At 52.0% G+C, this 16176-nt stretch carries 14 protein-coding genes; 7 read left to right on the top strand and 7 right to left on the bottom strand.

Annotated features, from left to right (window positions below):
* Positions 1-860: 860 nt before the first annotated feature.
* From HVE01_RS19260 to HVE01_RS19250, 3 genes are read right to left on the bottom strand one after another with little or no spacing between them, the layout of a single operon-like run.
* Entirely contained in the window at positions 861-2213 is a 1353-nt protein-coding gene (locus tag HVE01_RS19260; protein WP_146945423.1) for a TRAP transporter large permease, read from the bottom strand.
* Positions 2206-2832, bottom strand: a complete 627-nt coding sequence (locus tag HVE01_RS19255) for a TRAP transporter small permease subunit (protein ID WP_146945422.1) — start codon at positions 2830-2832, stop codon at positions 2206-2208. The genes HVE01_RS19260 and HVE01_RS19255 overlap by 8 nt, the downstream gene beginning before the upstream one ends.
* Positions 2833-2834: 2 nt before the next feature.
* Positions 2835-3920: a TRAP transporter substrate-binding protein gene (locus HVE01_RS19250; RefSeq protein WP_146945421.1), complete on the bottom strand. Its 1086-nt coding sequence runs from the start codon at positions 3918-3920 to the stop codon at positions 2835-2837.
* An 880-nt stretch (positions 3921-4800) separates the two neighbouring features.
* Here HVE01_RS19250 and HVE01_RS19245 point away from each other — a divergent pair.
* From HVE01_RS19245 to HVE01_RS19235, 3 genes are all read left to right on the top strand, one after another.
* Positions 4801-6303, top strand: coding sequence for an SLC13 family permease (locus HVE01_RS19245; protein WP_186808879.1), 1503 nt, complete (start codon positions 4801-4803; stop codon positions 6301-6303).
* Between the two features lie 111 nt (positions 6304-6414).
* Positions 6415-7257, top strand: a complete 843-nt coding sequence (locus tag HVE01_RS19240) for a 3-oxoadipate:acetyl-CoA acetyltransferase (protein WP_146945420.1) — start codon at positions 6415-6417, stop codon at positions 7255-7257.
* Positions 7258-7274: 17 nt separating this feature from the next.
* Positions 7275-7694: a nuclear transport factor 2 family protein gene (locus HVE01_RS19235; RefSeq protein WP_146945419.1), complete on the top strand. Its 420-nt coding sequence runs from the start codon at positions 7275-7277 to the stop codon at positions 7692-7694.
* A gap of 55 nt (positions 7695-7749) precedes the next feature.
* Here the strand turns inward: HVE01_RS19235 and HVE01_RS19230 are convergent, their stop codons facing one another.
* The 3 genes from HVE01_RS19230 to HVE01_RS19220 are packed head-to-tail and all read right to left on the bottom strand — an operon-like array spanning position 7750 to position 10730.
* Positions 7750-9051 (bottom strand): amidohydrolase, encoded by a 1302-nt coding sequence (locus HVE01_RS19230; protein WP_146945418.1) that lies wholly within the window; start codon positions 9049-9051, stop codon positions 7750-7752.
* Positions 9052-9070: 19 nt separating this feature from the next.
* On the bottom strand, positions 9071-10525 hold the full coding sequence (locus HVE01_RS19225) for a sodium:solute symporter family protein (RefSeq protein WP_146945417.1): 1455 nt from the start codon (positions 10523-10525) through the stop codon (positions 9071-9073).
* On the bottom strand, positions 10518-10730 hold the full coding sequence (locus HVE01_RS19220) for a hypothetical protein (protein WP_146945416.1): 213 nt from the start codon (positions 10728-10730) through the stop codon (positions 10518-10520). Before HVE01_RS19220 ends, HVE01_RS19225 begins: the two co-directional genes overlap by 8 nt.
* A 203-nt stretch (positions 10731-10933) precedes the next feature.
* Between HVE01_RS19220 and HVE01_RS19215 the strand changes: the two genes are divergently transcribed.
* The gene (locus HVE01_RS19215; protein ID WP_146945415.1) at positions 10934-11824 is read left to right on the top strand and encodes a LysR family transcriptional regulator; all 891 of its coding nucleotides are present in this window, start codon (positions 10934-10936) and stop codon (positions 11822-11824) included.
* 37 nt (positions 11825-11861) lie between these two features.
* On the opposite strand, the gene HVE01_RS19210 is transcribed toward HVE01_RS19215, so the two are convergent.
* The gene (locus HVE01_RS19210; RefSeq protein ID WP_146945414.1) at positions 11862-12767 is read right to left on the bottom strand and encodes a LysR family transcriptional regulator; all 906 of its coding nucleotides are present in this window, start codon (positions 12765-12767) and stop codon (positions 11862-11864) included.
* Between the two features lie 204 nt (positions 12768-12971).
* Here HVE01_RS19210 and salA point away from each other — a divergent pair, with 204 nt between their 5' ends.
* From salA to catC, 3 genes are all read left to right on the top strand, one after another.
* Positions 12972-14273, top strand: a complete 1302-nt coding sequence (gene salA / locus HVE01_RS19205) for a salicylate 1-monooxygenase (RefSeq protein ID WP_146945413.1) — start codon at positions 12972-12974, stop codon at positions 14271-14273.
* Positions 14274-14657: 384 nt separating this feature from the next.
* The gene (locus HVE01_RS19200; RefSeq protein ID WP_146945412.1) at positions 14658-15776 is read left to right on the top strand and encodes a muconate/chloromuconate family cycloisomerase; all 1119 of its coding nucleotides are present in this window, start codon (positions 14658-14660) and stop codon (positions 15774-15776) included.
* A 58-nt stretch (positions 15777-15834) separates the two neighbouring features.
* On the top strand, positions 15835-16125 hold the full coding sequence (catC, locus tag HVE01_RS19195; RefSeq protein ID WP_146945411.1) for a muconolactone Delta-isomerase: 291 nt from the start codon (positions 15835-15837) through the stop codon (positions 16123-16125).
* Positions 16126-16176: the final 51 nt, after the last annotated feature.

Here is a 16176-nt window from a genome sequence, read left to right as displayed (position 1 = left end):
GTTAATACTTATCGCTTTACTCTCATTCTGTTCTCATTGCCCAAGTGATCGCTTGGGCTTTTTTGCTTAAATACTATGAAACTTCGCAAAGTTGTTGACAGTGCTATCTTCCCGCTTAGGCGCGCTGGCAAACGGTTTAAATTATTATCATTAGGGATCTTTTGCACTAGAGAAAGCAGCATCTGTTGCTCCCCGGTATTAAGCGGCCTAGGGTATCACTTTGAATCTCTTCAACAGCAGGCTCTACGGCTTCTCTCAACAGCAGGCTCTACGGCTTCTCGTAACGCTTCTCCTTTCTTGGTTAGCTCACTACCACCAATCGTCGATCTTCAGGGTTGCGGTGTCGGGTAATGAGATTGTAGTAGTTCAATAAAACCGGACACTAACGTAGATGGTTTTTGCTTTTAGAGGTGTGTCATGACCTAGAAGAAAACCAGTTCTTATACCAACTAATGCAGAGAATTGGCCCTCAAAACTGGCGATAGAATCAAATCAGTCATCGCCCAGCCGCCAGAGAGCTGGGCGTGAACGTCAACACCCTGCATACGTGGCATAATAAATTTCACGTCGAACCATTGGCAGGTTCCAGTAATCAGACGAATGACATGTATCTTTCTAAATAGCTAAAACAGCTGCGTCGTGAATATGCTCGGTTCAAGGATGAGCGAAGACTCTGTTAAAAAAGGTGACAGCCTTCTGCGACAAAGAGCCACGCTGAAGTACAACTTTATCAAGCAATATCAGTGCGTCGCTCTGATGTGTCAGAGTGTGAGCAGTTATTTTGGGTTATTTAGTTCAAATTTAATTATGCATTCCTTGTTAAATATTGACGAACTCGAGAAGAAACTATGTTAAAGGAGTTAAGGCATTAAGCCGGGTAACCAGAGTGCTATTGCAGGGAAAAATATGCACAGAGCCAACCCAGTGATTTGGAGAAAAACGAAAGGAATGATCGAGCGATAAATCGTGCCGATTCCAATCTTACCTTCCGTGATTCCTTTAAGGTAGAACAGCGCATATCCAAAGGGCGGTGTGAGGAAACTCGTTTGCAGGTTTATGGCGACTAAAATGGCAAACCAGATCAGAATGGCTTGGCTGCTTAGTCCCAACCCGAAATCTAGAATCTCTACCACAGGTGCCACGAGGGGGAGAACCACAAAGCTGATCTCAATCCATTCCAGGAAGAAACCAAGCACAAAGATCAATCCCATAATCAGCATTAGCAAACCATAAGGGCCAAGACCCGTACCGGTGATCAAGGCCTCGATCATGTAATCACCACCTAGCCGCTTGAAGACGACTGAGAAACAGGTAGCGCCGATTACTACGAACAGGATCATCGCCGAGGTGCGAGCGGTCTCCTGTGCGGTTTTACGTAACGTGTTCCAGTTGATGCTGCGCATCAGTAGCGCAAGGATCATGCTGCCCAATGCACCGATTGCCGCAGCCTCCGTCGGTGTAGCTATCCCTGCCATGATTGAACCTAATACTGCGAAGATCAGCACGCATGGGCCAAACAGGTCACGCGCCAAGGCCAATGCGAGAGGAGATGTGTCGGTGGCGTCGAGGTCCGGCAGCGGCGCCCAGTGGGGCTTGATACGAGCGATGATCAATAGGTAAGCAACATAGAGGGCGCCGAGTAACAGCCCAGGAATTAGCGCGGCTTTGAACAAGTCACCTACCGATACTTGGAGAATCGAACCCATGAGTACCAGCATGATGGAGGGGGGGATGAGAATCCCGAGCGTACCGGAAGCCGCTATCACCCCGCAGGCCATCTCCGGGCGATACCCTTGCCGCATCATCACGGGTAACGCTAGTAGGCCAAGCATGACAACCGATGCACCAATGATACCCGTGCTGGCAGCCATCACTACGCCCAGAATAGCTACAGAAATGGCAAGTCCACCGGGCGTCCGCCCGAATACACGCTGTAAAGTTAGTAGCAATCGCCTCGCCACGCCGGAACTCTCAAGCATTAGGCCCATAAAAACGAAGAGCGGGATGGCGATCATCAACCAATTCTCGACCACACCACCATAGATACGTGATCCTACTGTGGCCAAGAAAGGAACGGGAATACCACCGATGAAGGCGAAAATAATGCCTAGCCCGCCTAACAGGAACGCTACAGGGTAACCGGTAAAAATACCGGCCAGCAGCGATATCACCATCAACATCGCCAAATAATATTCACTGATGAATTCAGCCATTGTTGACCTCGTGATCTGTCTCCGCTTTTCGCGGGTCAAGGATGATGGTTAGCTTCTCGAATACTTGGCCAAGGGCCCCCAAGGCTAGGAAAACCAGAGAGATAGGGAGCATGGCTTTGATCAGATAGCGATCCGTGAGTCCCCCGTAGTTCGATTTCTCACCTGTCATTAAGGACATCGTCACGAAGTGCTTAGAAAGCCAAGCGACCAGCAGACAAAAGGGAATCAGCAACACCAAGTGACCGATCACATCCACCATGGCGCGATGACTAGGCGATAAGCGTTGATAAATCAGATCGACGCGCACGTGAGTATCGTGATGTAAGGCGTAGGTGCCTCCGAACAGTGTCAAGACACCGAAAAGGTGCCACTGAAGCTCAGTGATGCTGTTGATGGTCAGGGCATTTCCGAAAAGGAGTACCTTATCATTCCAGCGGGCAATCTCGTTGATGCCAGTAGCGTTGAGCAGTACGGTCAACAGAACAGTCGCCATCACCAGTAATACCAGCCAGCTGGTGACGCGACCTACCAATAGCCCTAGCCCGATCAAGGGTCGGGCTAGGGCGGCAGAGACCGCAGCGCCACGCTCACGCCAAGGGGCGAGAGGGGCAGTAGCCATAGTTAGTCCCCTTGGACATTTGATTTAACAGGAAGAGTCTGGAGGTCATGCCACTGCTGCATCTTTTCGGCATGCTCCATTAGTGAGGTGTACGCTTCGGCGAACTCGGGACTTTCGTCCATCAGTTCGTTGCGCACTTCATCCCAACCATCGTGTAGAGCGGTGAGAACCTCATCAGGGAATCGGCGGATCTTGACGCCACTCTCTTCTAGTTCGCGCAGTGTCTCGACCTGGGCTGGGATCACCTCATCAGCTTCTTGCTGAATATTGGCCTCACAAGCGGTGCTGATCTGTTCACGTTGTGCATTGCTGTAGCCGTCCCAGACGTCCTGGTTGATGAGTAGTGCAAGCCAGCCCGCCCCCTGCTGCCAGCCGGGGAAATAATAATATTCGGCAATCTCGTCCAAGCCCATCGCACTATCAACTTGGGGAATCGAGAACTCGGCGGCATCAACCCGACCACGCTCAAGCGAGAGGTAGACTTCGTTCCCGGGAATCAATTGTGTTGAAGCTCCGAATTTATTCAGAACCTGTGCGCCCAATCCGGAGATTCGCATTGATAGACCGTTTAGGTCTTCGGTGCTGTTGATTTCCTTGTTGAACCAGCCGCCTGGCTCCTGGGGCAGGTACGAGCAAGCCAGGAACTTGACGTTGTAGGGAGATAAGGCCTTCTGTAACAACTCGCGTCCCTCGCCAGCAGACGTCCAGGAGAAGACGGCCTCTGCAGAAGGGCTGAAGGGTAGAGCACCATAGAGGTTGGCAATGGGCAGGTTGCCGGAGAGGTAGGCGATACTGGTCCAACCGGCGGGAATTGCACCAGAAGAGACCGAGTTGAAGATCTCGAAAGGAGGTACGAGCTCGCCCGGATCATGGACGGCGAACTCAAATTCACCTTCCGACATCATTTTGATCCTTTCAGAGATGTTCTCGGCGCTCTGACCAAAGAGATTCTGAGTAGAGTAGGCGCTCGCGACATCTAGCCTCTCACTGGCGTGTGCAGTACCAACGGCTACTGCGGCTATAGCGACTGCTAGTGGGAGAGTGCGTGCGGTGGTTGATAAGTGTCCAACAAGGGGCTTTGTAGTCATCTCACAGCCTTCTTATATCTGAGTATGTTTGTTAGGCCATGAGAGGATTACAGTCGCTGCAATCTAGAGCAATTACTTAATAGGTTTGAAGCTATACCTTAAGAGTTTTTTGCTAGGTATTTTAGAGTACCCTCAATATTAAGCGCTTTATTTTTGGACTAATAAAATCAAAATCTCTGCATCTTTAATGGAGATTTTCTTGTAATGAATTTATAAAACAAAACTTTAGTCTTTTATGCCAAAGATTTATTTTCCACGAGGGCAGCCACTTCGGATCGTTCTGTCATCAGCGGCCATGTGGTGTCACCATTTGTCCAGCTCTGGGTGTGTGTAGATTACCTAATGCTATCGCACTCACAGCGTCTCTAGAATACTCCGCGTCTTTTCTACGATCTGGTGTGCTCAAAGTCTTCGGATACTGTGACTAGCTACTTCGTCTGGTTTCTGTTGACGAACACAGTGCTATTGTTAGAGTTCGGCTCGTGTTTCTTGCCACTCCATATACGTATACGTAAATGTTCTTTCAAGGTCGCGGCTACCGCCCATCGACAGGTAACGACGTCTACAGTGTCATCTATTGGTCGCACATTGCCCAATGTGAAATAGGTGGACTCCCCTTCAGCCTATGCCGAGCGACTGGTGATAAAACACAATAAAGTTACTTCTGACTCTAAACACTGAGGCCACTGAAGATGGGGTAACGTCGCGAGTTTGGCAACTAAATGACTGATAAGTTTCTTTGTAATAGTTGTAGACGTATTTTTTTAGTCATGACTCATTGACCTGTTGGGTATACGTAACAACCTGATGGGTATTGGTAACGTGCCACTTCAAACGTAATACTCGCCAGCTCTGTTATTGCTCTGTGGGTAAAATAATCATGTCGCAAACTACCGTGGCCGTTGAACAAACGCCCCACTCTGAAGCCCCTGCTTTCAAACCAATCTCGCTCGTCATGGGTATCGTTATTGGCTTAGGTGTTTTCTTTCTTTTACCCGAAACGCTGGCTTTCAATGCTCGACTGGTCGCGGGCATTGCGATATTGATGGCCATCTGGTGGATGACTGAAGCAATACCCATTCCTGTCACGTCGCTGTTGCCGCTTGTACTGTTCCCATTTTTTGATATTGCTTCGGTCGGTGTGACCGCCTCGCCCTATGCTCACAGCATTGTCTTTCTAGTATTGGGTGGCGTACTGCTGGGCTTGGCAACGCAGCGCTGGAATTTACATCGCCGCTTCGCGCTACTAACAGTGCTTACTGTGGGTACTAAACCGGCTCAAATTGTCTTTGGTTTGATGTTCGCTAGCTGGTTTATCACCATGTGGGTGAGCAATACCGCCACCGCCGTGATTATGGTGCCCATCGGCGGCTCGATCATCGCGTTGGTGAAGTCACTGGGTAACGGTGATGATACGCCCAAGTTTTCTGCCGCTGTGCTGTTGGGCATTGCCTATGCCATCACCATCGGCTCTATGGCGACGCTAATCGGCCAGCCGCCGATGGCGCTAATGCGCGCGTACATGGAAGACACCCATGGGCTTAGTATCGGCTTTGGCCACTGGATGTTGGTGGGGGTGCCGTTCTCATTCACCATGTTGATGCTGGCTTGGCTAGTCCTGAACAAGCTGGTTTTCCGCTCGGAAGTTGAGAATATTCAGGGCGGTCGGGCGATGATTGAGACAGAACTTAAAGGAATGGGCCGTCTATCGCCTGAAGAGTCACGTGTGCTGATGGTTTTTGCAGGGGCAGTGTTCTGCTGGGTATTTTTGCCATTAATCGCCCGGATTCCTCTTGTACAGAGTGCGCTGCCTTGGCTTTCCAACATCAACGACACTAGCGTGGCGATCCTCGCGGCTATTCTGATGTTTGTGGTTCCTGCTTCTAAAGGAAAAGGGGCGTTGCTTGAGTGGTCAGCCACCCGGGATGTGCCCTGGGGTGTGCTGATTTTATTTGGTGGCGGCCTTACACTTTCAGCCCAGTTCACTGCCACTGGCTTAAGCGCCTGGGTTGGCGAAAGCGTTTCGGGATTATCGGGGTTACCTCCGATCCTGATTCTAGCCACCACTGCTATCGTAATAATTCTATTGACCGAACTCACCAGTAACACGGCGACGGCGGCTGCCTTCTTCCCGATTATGGGTTCTATTGCTGTGGGTCTGGGCATTGAACCTTTCTTAATGACCATGGTGGTGACCTTTGCCGTGAGCTGCGCCTTTATGCTGCCCGTGGCGACACCTTCCAATGCCGTGGCTTTCGCAACCGGAGATCTTCCCATTAAGAGTATGATTCGAGCAGGTATCTGGCTCAACCTTATTGGTTTGCTGGTGATTATGGTCGCACTTTATACCATCGTACCCCTGGTTTTCGATGTCTCTTTCTGAACCGTGACGGACAATGTCGTTGGCAGCCATGCTGATTTGACGGTGCCAGGTATACGGCCTAGATTGTTCGTTATGAAAATTATTGTTCGCATTAAGAACAAAGAGGCTCCTATGTCCCAGCCCTGTATTATCTGTGTCGCCATTACCGGCAGTTTGCCACGCAAAGAGAACAACCCAGCCGTACCGATTACGGTTGAAGAGCAGGTTGAGAGCACCCAGGCGGCGTTCGAGTCAGGGGCGACCATCGCCCACTGCCATGTGCGTAACGATGATCAAACCCCCTCATCCGATCCTGAGAAATTTGGTCGCCTGATGGAAGGGCTCAAGAAGCACTGCCCAGGAATGATTATTCAGCTCTCTACTGGTGGACGCTCGGGGGCTGGGGAGACACGAGGCAAAATGCTGCCGCTGAAGCCTGATATGGCCAGTCTCTCGGTGGGCTCCAATAATTTCCCCAACCGTGTTTACGAAAACCCGCCGCAGTTGGTGGAGTGGCTGGCAGAGGAAATGCTTAAGTACGATATTAGGCCAGAAATTGAAGCGTTTGATCTGTCGCATATCCACCAAGCCGTGGCACTTTCCAAGCAAGGTAAGCTCAAGACGCCGCTCTACGTGCAGTTTGTCATGGGCGTTAAAAATGCGATGCCAGCGGACAAACCCACGTTTGATTTTTACATCGAGACGCTCAAGCGGCTGGCGCCCGATGCACATTGGTGTGGCGCAGGCATTGGTGCCAATCAATACTTGCTGAATGAGTGGTCAATTGCGGCAGGCGGGCATACCCGCACTGGGTTAGAAGATAACGTGCGCTTAGATAGTAATACGCTGGCGCCTTCCAATGCGGCATTAGTCGAGCGCACGGTAGCGTTGTGCGAAAAGTACCAGCGCCCCGTGGCTACCTGGCAGCAAGCGCGTGAGATGCTTGGGCTATCAAAATCTAAAACCAACAATTAGGAAACAGGAGATAAGTAATGACGGATATCACTGTCATGGGTGATGCGCCTGAGATTGTCGAGATTAAGCGTGTAGTGCAGCTATATGTCGATGGTTTTCAAGGAGGTATTGAAAAGCTAAAGGAGGCGTTTCATCAGGATGCGTGGATTTTTGCGCTGGACGCTGACGGGCTACTTGCTGCTGGGCGAGTGAGTGAGCGTTTTGAGCGTTGGGCAGCCAGCTATCGCCCGGTGAAAAGCCGCTTTATCGCCGTGACTCAGGCTGGAGATGTGGCCTCGGTATTACTCGGTTTCGATAACAGTGAGAACCTTGAGGATTCCTGGGTGGATGTCATTGCGTTAATAAAAGCGCAGGGGAGCTGGCAAATCACCAACAAAACGGCGGCCCACAGCACCCGAGCGGCGTGGGCTAAGCCTTATTTGCAGCACAATAAATGAATCAATGTGGGAAAACGGCAGTGGCAATAGCCCTGCTGTTTTGTTTGCTGTGACACTAGGTTAGATATGCCAGAGCGCCTGCCGCCATGGCTTCTATGCCAGTTCGCAGTGTCATATCGTTGCCCGGGAAGTAATAAGGCGAGTGCGGCATTTCAAGGTGGCGCATCTTCTGAGATACGCTCGTACCTGGCGTGGCCGCCCATCGCTCGGCGGGAGTCGCTCCAATAAACCAATAGACGTAGGGAATATCCTCTCCGCCGAAAGCGCCTGCTTCAGCGTTGCCGAAAAACGGGAAATCCTCGCTGCCGTTAAGCCGTGGCATGTCATAAAGGTTGGCATCACCAAAATGCTCTGCGTGGGCGTGGCGTACATGTTCAACCGCCATCGTGTTGTTGTCTAAGGCGATGGTTTCATTGAGCAAATTAAATGTCGGTGGCTTGGGCGCTCGCCCCGCGTCGCACTCCGCGCGAATGATACGCTCGATAGATTCCACCACTTGGCTGTGTAATGCGTTATCAAAGCTGCGGATATTGATCTCAAGCGCTGCCGAGTGCGGAATAATGTTGGCCTGGGTGCCAGCGTGAAGCTTGCCAACCGTTACCACCACGGTCTCCTCCGGCGGAACCTCGCGAGCAACGATGGTCTGCAGGCGGGTGACCACATGGGCGGCAATCACCACTGGGTCCACCGTTTGGGCGGGCATGGAACCGTGGCCCCCGTTGCCGTGTATGGTAACGGCCAAGTTAGTGCAAGCGGCCATAGCGCTACCAGCGCGGTGCCCGATGGTGCCAGCAAGAGCGGGCATATTGTGCTGGCCAAGAATAATGTCTGGGCGAGGGAAGCGCGTATAGAGACCGTCATTAAGCATTGCTTTTGCCCCGCCAAATATCTCCTCGGCGGGCTGACAAATCAGCATCAATGTGCCGGCCCATTGCTCTCTCAGTCCTGCCATGACGGCCGCAGTGCCGACAATGCAACTGCTGTGTAGGTCATGTCCGCAGGCATGCATCAATGGCACTTCGCTCCCATTTTCTGAGATAGCCGTTTCACAGCTGGCAAAATCTAGTCCCGTCTCTTCCTTGATGGGCAAGGCATCCATATCGCCGCGGAGCATGACCGTGGGGCCCTCGCCGTTACGCAGCAATGCCACAACCCCCGTACCGCCAACGTTGCGGGTCACCTCATAGCCGACACTTTCCAAAGCGTCGGCGAGCCGTGCGCTGGTCTTATGTTCCTGAAAGGGCAGCTCGGGGGTTTGATGCAACTGACGGTAGAGCGACTGAACATCGTCGAATGCTGTCTCTAGCTGAGTGGCGATGGCGTCCTTTAAATTTAAACGACCGGTCCGGATACTCATGCTGTTCTCCTGGCACTTATTAAAAATGGGTAGGTGTGTGGTCGGTAACAGTGGGCTTGGTGAGCCCCTGCCAAGCCACCACAACAACGACATTGAGCAGCATCGCCCAGACACCAGCGTGCCAGCCAAAGGGTGAGCTCCAGGCGAACTCCATCAACAGGTAGGCCAAGCTGCCGAAAAGAGCACCCGCCATAACGCTGGCACGGCGTAGCTGTGGCATAAACAGGGCACCGATAACCATAGGGAATAGCTGGACAATTATTCCGTATGCGCCGAGCAGGAGTAGCACCAGCGATGACGGATTGGCTAGGGCAAACAGGTAAGCAATCAGCGACAGACCGAGCACGCTCCAGCGTGTTGCGCTGACGAACGCCTTTTCGCTGGCGCCTTTCATCATGGTGGGGCCGACCACATCGCGGACTAATACCACCGCCGCGGTATGAGCTAAGTTGGCGCCGGTCGACATGGCGGCGGCCAGCGCTCCAGAGAGCATTAAGCCGATAACCCAGGGCGAAAAGTTGGCCACGTCCATCACCATACCTAGGAGCACCGTATCGGAGCGTTCTAAAGGGGTATCCTCAAACACTAAGATGCCAGCAAAACCAATAAACAGCAGCGGCACCAGTAGGTAGGCGTAGACAGGATAAAAGACGCTGACTTTACGCAGTGTTTTGCCGCTATCAGCAGAGTAGAACTTCATAAACAAATGCGGCCACATGGCGCCGCCGAACGCGCTGACCAGTACCGCGGTACTGAAGTAACCCCAGTTCATGCCGGTGGCACCGGGCATGGTTAGGTATTCGGGCATCGTCAGTTGGATCTGACTGAACATCTCGCCCACGCCGCCGTAGAGGCGTTCGGAGATGCTCAGCCCCAGGAACCACGCGATGGCGATCATCATGATGCCCTGGATGAGGTTGGTCCAACCGATACCGTTTAGGCCACTGCAGAAGACATAGGCGGCAACCACTAAAAAGGCCAACATTGCACCCAGCCAGAAGGGTATTAACCCATCAGTAGCCGCCTGAAACAGCAGGCCTGCACCGGCAATCTGGATGGTGAGGTAGGGCACCAGTGCTAACACGCCAATCACGCCGGCCAGCATGCCCAGCGATTTGCTTTGGTAGTGATCGGCAATCATATCGCCTTGGGTGAGGTAACCTCGCTCGCGACCTAGCTTTGCTACGCGTGGCCCCATGGCCCAGATGGTGATGGGAACCAGGGATAGGTAGGCGAGGATATAGAAAGCTGGCGCACCATGCTGATAGCTCCAGCCTGGCGCACCCAGGAATGCGAAAGCGGAGAAGATTTCAGCGCCAAGGATGAAGAACAAGATCACTACGCCCACGTGACGACCGCCCGCGACATAGCCTTCCAAACTGGAGCTTTCCTGACCGCGAGCGCGAAGCCCCACCCATAGAACCAGGGCCAGGTAGGTCAAAGTAATGCCGACAACAATAATCGAATCATTCATGGCGCCCACCCCCATGGCGAACGACAAAGGCTACCCACATTCCGATAAATAGAATCAGCATCCACAGGGTGTACCAGAAAAATAGAAAGGGCAGACCGAGCACGGTGGGTTCGATACGATTGGCAATCAGTGCGCCGGGCCAGATCATCGCCAGGGTGCACACCGCAAAGTGCAACCCTGTCAGAAGGTGGTAGGTTTTGTTCATAGGGGGTTCCTGCTCTCCATGGAGAGTCTTGTTTTTGAGTTGTTTCCTCACTATGAAACAAGAATAGAGATACCAAAAATATAGCTTTTAGATATTAGGCATATCATATAGGCATGGGTGTGCGATATTTTCATAGGATGTGGTAGCTATCGAGATGCCTTTAAATGTGGGTGCAAACACTTATATGAGGTGATAAACAGCCTATGGAGTTTCGTCAGCTAGAATATTTTATTGCCGTTGTGGAGACCGGCTCGATTTCTGCCGCTAGTCGCAAGGTGCATATTGCGCAGCCAGCGCTGACGCGGCAAATGCGGCTGTTGGAAGATAATATCGGTACTCAGCTTCTTGATCGCCACGCACGTGGTATTCGTCTGACTGTGGCGGGAGAAGCACTTTATAGTGAAGCCACGCGGATGCTAGATAAGCGTGCTGATATCAAAGCGCGCCTGCTGGCGCTGGGCAGTGGTCAAACGGGTAAGCTGAGTCTTGGCGTAACGGTAACGCATTTATGGGTAACTGAAGTCGCCAAACTCATGGGCAGTTACCGTGCTCGCTATCCGCAGGTGGCGCTGGATGTCTTCCCGCTCCTTTCCGGCCCGCAACTAGAGAAGCTGCAGTTGGGCAATCTTGATGTGGGTATTATCTATCACGATGATCACACACCGTCGGGTATAGAGGCACGTTTACTGCATCATGATAGCCTGATACTCGCCGTACCGGTTTCTTCGCCTTGGTCGAAAACACCGCCGAAAAAACTAGCGGAGCTAGCTGAGGCTGAATTTGTGTGGGGGTATCGCAGTATTTCACCGGTTTATTACGACCGAGTGGTTGCGCACTTCTCTCGCCTAAACTTTGAGCCCCGTGTTGTCCAGTATGGCGCTGATAATATTACCATTCTCAGTATGGTGGCGGCAGGGTTGGGGGTGGCGATTGTGCCCGCTGCCAGTCGCTGTCATCCTATGACCGGCATTGATTTTATCGAGCTAGATGAGTTAACAGCTTGTGATATGCCACTGTGGCTGGCATGGCGAGCGGGTAATGTCTCGCCTGTGCTCGATAATTTTATCCAAATGGCTGCGGAGATATTTGCATAAGATCGTTACTTTAAACAATAGAGCATCTCCAAGATCTTTACTCGGAAAACATGCTAAACATTAATCCTCGCAGCCAGCGGTTACCGGGATCTTGATGAAAGCGGCGGTGCCAGAAGAGATTAATGGGAATATCTGGAAATGCTAGGGGGTGCTCGCGAATGGTGAGTCCAAATCGTGCACACGTCGCTTCGGCCAGTTTACCCGTCACTGTCACCACTAGGTCGCTGTTGCTCACAATGTAGGGAACTGCAGCGAAATTTGGCAGTGTTAACCGAACTGGGCGCAAAACCCCGGCGTGTGCAAGCTGCTCTTCGATAATGCCATGCCCGGTTCCCCGGGCAACCACCACAGCGTGATGCGCTGTTCGAAACTCCTCAAGGCTAAACTCATCCGCAGCGAGCGGGTGATGCTCACGCATTAAGCAAACGTAGCGTTGAACGAACAGTCGTTGCTGGTAGAAGCCTGCCCCTAGTTGTGGGATCAGGCCAACTGCCAAATCTATCTCTCCCTCCTCCATCTCGTTTTTCAGGTTATTATGGTGGCTGCGCACGGTGTTGAGTGAAATCCCTGGCGCATGTCGTGAAAGATATTGCAGCAGGCGTGGAAGAAATACTATTTCACCAATATCGGTCATGTTGATATGGAAAGTGCGCTCACTCTTAGCGGGATTAAAGTCGTCGCATAGGTTCAGCGTGTCGTTCATTCGCGACAACGCATCCGCAATGCCCGGGTGAAGTCGGCTTGCACGGGGCGTAGGTTGCAAACCTTGCGACGTGCGCTCGAACAGCTCGTCCTCCAGCAAGTGGCGTAAGCGTTTCAGTGCGTGACTCACCGCCGGTTGGGTGATACCCAAGCGCAGCGCCACCCGTTGTGTATTTTGTTCTTGGTACAACAAGTCAAAAACAACCAGCAGATTCAGGTCAATGTTGGCAAGTTTCTCCATCACCTTGCGCCTCGCAACGTATTCCACAATAGTCGAATGTAGCCGTCAGAGAGGTTTTTAACTGGTTGATTCATCTTGTTATTAGTGCCGTTTATAGTCTGAATGAAGGAAGCTGTGTGGTGGCAGCTGACGCTTCCAAATAGCGTTAGGGGGGAGAGCATAGCGCTCAACATATTACGATAAGCCCCTGAGCAGAGTTAAATCATGGTAGCTAACAGCACAGTAGCAAATACACAGCCAAAACGTCTTTCGATTGGCATCATCGGTGGTGGCATCGGAGGGGTCGCCTTCGCCGTTGCATTATCCCGTGATAGCCAGCTTGATGTTCAGCTTTTCGAAGCTGCTTCCCTGTTTTCTGAAATTGGTGCTGGCGTTTCCTTTGGCCCTAACGCTGTGAAGGCAATTCAACGGCTGGGCTTGGAGGCTCCCTATCAACGTATTGCCGACTCTTCACCCGCCCCCTTTGAGGATGTGTGGTTTGAGTGGCGGCGGGGTAGTGATGATGGCTACTTAACCGCCAGTTTAGCCCCTGGTGTGGGCCAATCTTCAGTACACCGTGCCGATTTTCTGGATGCCATCGTCGCCAATCTGCCAGAGGGCATCGCTCACTTTGGCAAGCGCTGCATCGAGGTGAATCAAGATACTGATAGCGCCACAGCCTTTTTTGACGACGGCACGCACTTTACTGGCGATGTGATTATCGGCTTCGACGGCATCAAGTCTGCAGTGCGTCGCCATGTACTACCCCCCGAAGAGTACGGTGAGATACTCCCATTCTGGAGCGGTACATACGCCTATCGTGGCATGATCCCGACTGACCAGTTGGAAACTGCCCTGGAGACCAAGGGCAGCGATAAGCGCCTAGCATTGGTTCCTCAGATGTATCTTGGCAAAGATCGCCATATTCTGACTTTCCCAGTTAAGCAGTCTCAACTTGTTAACGTCGTGGCCTTCACAACGGATCGTTCCATACCGAACCCTAAACTGTCCGAAGGAGAAGAGTGGGTTCAAGCTTTTAGCCAGGAGGAAATGTTAGAAGTATTTGAAGGTTGGAGCCCGGCTTGCCAAGCCATTCTTGAATGTATCCCAGAGCCAACACGCTGGGCGCTGCACGAGCTGCCTGAACTTGCCCGCTACCATCGTGACCGCGTGCTGATTGTTGGTGATGCCGCTCATGCACTAGTGCCGCATCAGGGGGCTGGAGCCGGTCAGGCGCTTGAGGACGCCTATGTGCTGGCGACGCTGCTGGCGGATTCCAGTTGCTGTAGCCATAACGTGAGCACAGTGTTGTCTGCCTTTGAACAAGTACGCCATAGCCGTACCTGCAAAGTGCAGCGTACCTCCCATGAGGCGGGCGATGTCTACGAATTTGCAGGAAAGGGCATTGGCGACGATGAGACCGAGCTAATTAACAATTTGGAAAGCCGCTTCGAGTGGCTGTGGAATCATGACCCACACGATGACGTAATCGCCGCGCAAAAGATGATGGCAGCTCTAGCCCATTAGAGGGAGTTACATACGGTTAACTAATGATCACTGTTAACGATCCGTTCAGACACACAGCTCCCCTTAATAGTTAGTAGCAGAGTTTGTGTGCTGAATGCATCGCTATAGTTTTCCGTTGGTTATTCATCTACTGTTGGATTAGTCGTTTTTAAAAGTGGCCTTATTCTTCAATGCATTGATAAATATAGAAATAGTAGTTGAATGAAGAAGGTGGTGAGAGGGTGAGCCAGCGAAATGATAGTTACTATTTGCGAAAAACTAGGCACACACCACCCTATTGTGATACCTCCTCGGTATGGCTAAGCACCTAAACAATATTGGTTCCCTCTTCCTCTCGCAATCAAACTGACATCAAGTCAACGATTGCCAGACGCTGGAGCCTGCATGTCAACCGTCATCCAATATATTGAGACGCTGCTGGTCGACTTACCGACTATCCGTCCCCACAAACTTTCTATGGCCACCATGGCCTGCCAAACCATGGTGATTGTACGCATGCGCCACTCCGACGGTATCGAAGGGGTGGGCGAAGGCACCACTATTGGTGGCTTAGCCTACGGGCCGGAAAGCCCAGAGAGCATTAAACGCAATATTGATACTTATCTAGCCCCTCTGCTGGTTGGCCAGCCCTCCAATAATGTCCACCAGTTGCGTGCTCGGCTCAACCGCCACGCCCGCGGCAATATGATTGCCAAATCAGCGCTAGAAACTGCGTTATTGGACGCTCAGGGAAAGCGCTTGGGCTTGAGTGTCGCGGAGCTGCTCGGTGGCGCACAGCAAGCGCACTTACCCGTGCTTTGGACACTGGCCAGCGGTGACACCGCTAAGGATATTGATGAGGCATTGTTGCGTTTAGAGCAGCGTCGGCACTGCGATTTCAAATTGAAAATTGGCGCTAACTCACTTGATCAGGATGTTCATCACGTGGCGGCGATCAAAGAGGCGCTGGGTGAACGTGCCAGCGTGCGCGTTGATGTTAATCAGGCGTGGGATGAATCCACGGCGGTGCGGGGTATTCAGGCGCTGCAGGATGCCGGTATTGATTTGATTGAGCAGCCTATTCCTGCCCGCGAACATGCTGGGTTAGTTCGCTTGGCTAACCGCTTCAACGTGCCAATGCTAGCTGATGAAGCCGTACAGGATTCTCGTGATGGGTTAGATCTTGTCTGTGGCGGCTTTAATGGTGCCTTCGCCCTGAAGATTGCCAAGTCGGGCGGTATTCACGGCGTGATCGAACTCGCTCATGTGGCGCAAGTGGCGGGGGTGGGACTATATGGTGGCACACTGCTAGAGGGCTCGATTGGCACCGCGGCCTCTCTACACACTTGGGCGACGTTGCCTGAGATGGCTTGGGGAACGGAAATGTTCGGCCCATTGCTGCTGAAAGATGACATTGTCGTTGAACCGCTCAACTACACCGAATTCGGGGTGGAAGTGCCGAAAGGTCCAGGGTTGGGCATCAGCTTAGATGAAGACAAATTAACGCACTACTCGCGTAAATAAACGCCACGGTAAATAGAGCCATCATTTGCTTTTGCCCGCGATCCAAGAGGAGAGACGTATGCTGTTTCAAGTAGAGATGACTGTTAAGTTGCCGACTGACATGCCAGCCGAGCAGGCGGCCGAGATTAAGGCGACTGAAAAGGCGTATTCCCAAGACCTACAGCGTCAAGGCAAATGGCGCCACCTGTGGCGGGTAGCGGGTAGCTACTCAAACGTCAGTATTTTCGACGTGGAAGACAATGCTGAGCTGCAAGAGCTCGTCAGTAACCTACCGCTATTCCCTTATATGGATATTAGCGTCAAGCCACTCTGCCGCCACCCCTCTTCGGTGCGAGACGACGACAGCTAATTACCCACAGAGCACGCCAGTTCTGCTTATAAAAAAGTTTATAAAAATAGA

This window comes from Vreelandella venusta (assembly GCF_007989605.1).
GTDB lineage: Bacteria > Pseudomonadota > Gammaproteobacteria > Pseudomonadales > Halomonadaceae > Vreelandella > Vreelandella venusta.
Note: the sequence above shows the minus strand (reverse complement) of the source record. Positions and strands in the feature narration are given on the sequence as shown.

Coding starts and splice junctions, on each gene's coding strand:
- HVE01_RS19260 (WP_146945423.1), bottom strand. CDS start 2,213: ATGGCTGAATTCATCAGTGAATATTATTTGGCGATGTTGATGGTGATA.
- HVE01_RS19255 (WP_146945422.1), bottom strand. CDS start 2,832: ATGGCTACTGCCCCTCTCGCCCCTTGGCGTGAGCGTGGCGCTGCGGTC.
- HVE01_RS19250 (WP_146945421.1), bottom strand. CDS start 3,920: ATGACTACAAAGCCCCTTGTTGGACACTTATCAACCACCGCACGCACT.
- HVE01_RS19245 (WP_186808879.1), top strand. CDS start 4,801: ATGTCGCAAACTACCGTGGCCGTTGAACAAACGCCCCACTCTGAAGCC.
- HVE01_RS19240 (WP_146945420.1), top strand. CDS start 6,415: ATGTCCCAGCCCTGTATTATCTGTGTCGCCATTACCGGCAGTTTGCCA.
- HVE01_RS19235 (WP_146945419.1), top strand. CDS start 7,275: ATGACGGATATCACTGTCATGGGTGATGCGCCTGAGATTGTCGAGATT.
- HVE01_RS19230 (WP_146945418.1), bottom strand. CDS start 9,051: ATGAGTATCCGGACCGGTCGTTTAAATTTAAAGGACGCCATCGCCACT.
- HVE01_RS19225 (WP_146945417.1), bottom strand. CDS start 10,525: ATGAATGATTCGATTATTGTTGTCGGCATTACTTTGACCTACCTGGCC.
- HVE01_RS19220 (WP_146945416.1), bottom strand. CDS start 10,730: ATGAACAAAACCTACCACCTTCTGACAGGGTTGCACTTTGCGGTGTGC.
- HVE01_RS19215 (WP_146945415.1), top strand. CDS start 10,934: ATGGAGTTTCGTCAGCTAGAATATTTTATTGCCGTTGTGGAGACCGGC.
- HVE01_RS19210 (WP_146945414.1), bottom strand. CDS start 12,767: ATGGAGAAACTTGCCAACATTGACCTGAATCTGCTGGTTGTTTTTGAC.
- salA (WP_146945413.1), top strand. CDS start 12,972: ATGGTAGCTAACAGCACAGTAGCAAATACACAGCCAAAACGTCTTTCG.
- HVE01_RS19200 (WP_146945412.1), top strand. CDS start 14,658: ATGTCAACCGTCATCCAATATATTGAGACGCTGCTGGTCGACTTACCG.
- catC (WP_146945411.1), top strand. CDS start 15,835: ATGCTGTTTCAAGTAGAGATGACTGTTAAGTTGCCGACTGACATGCCA.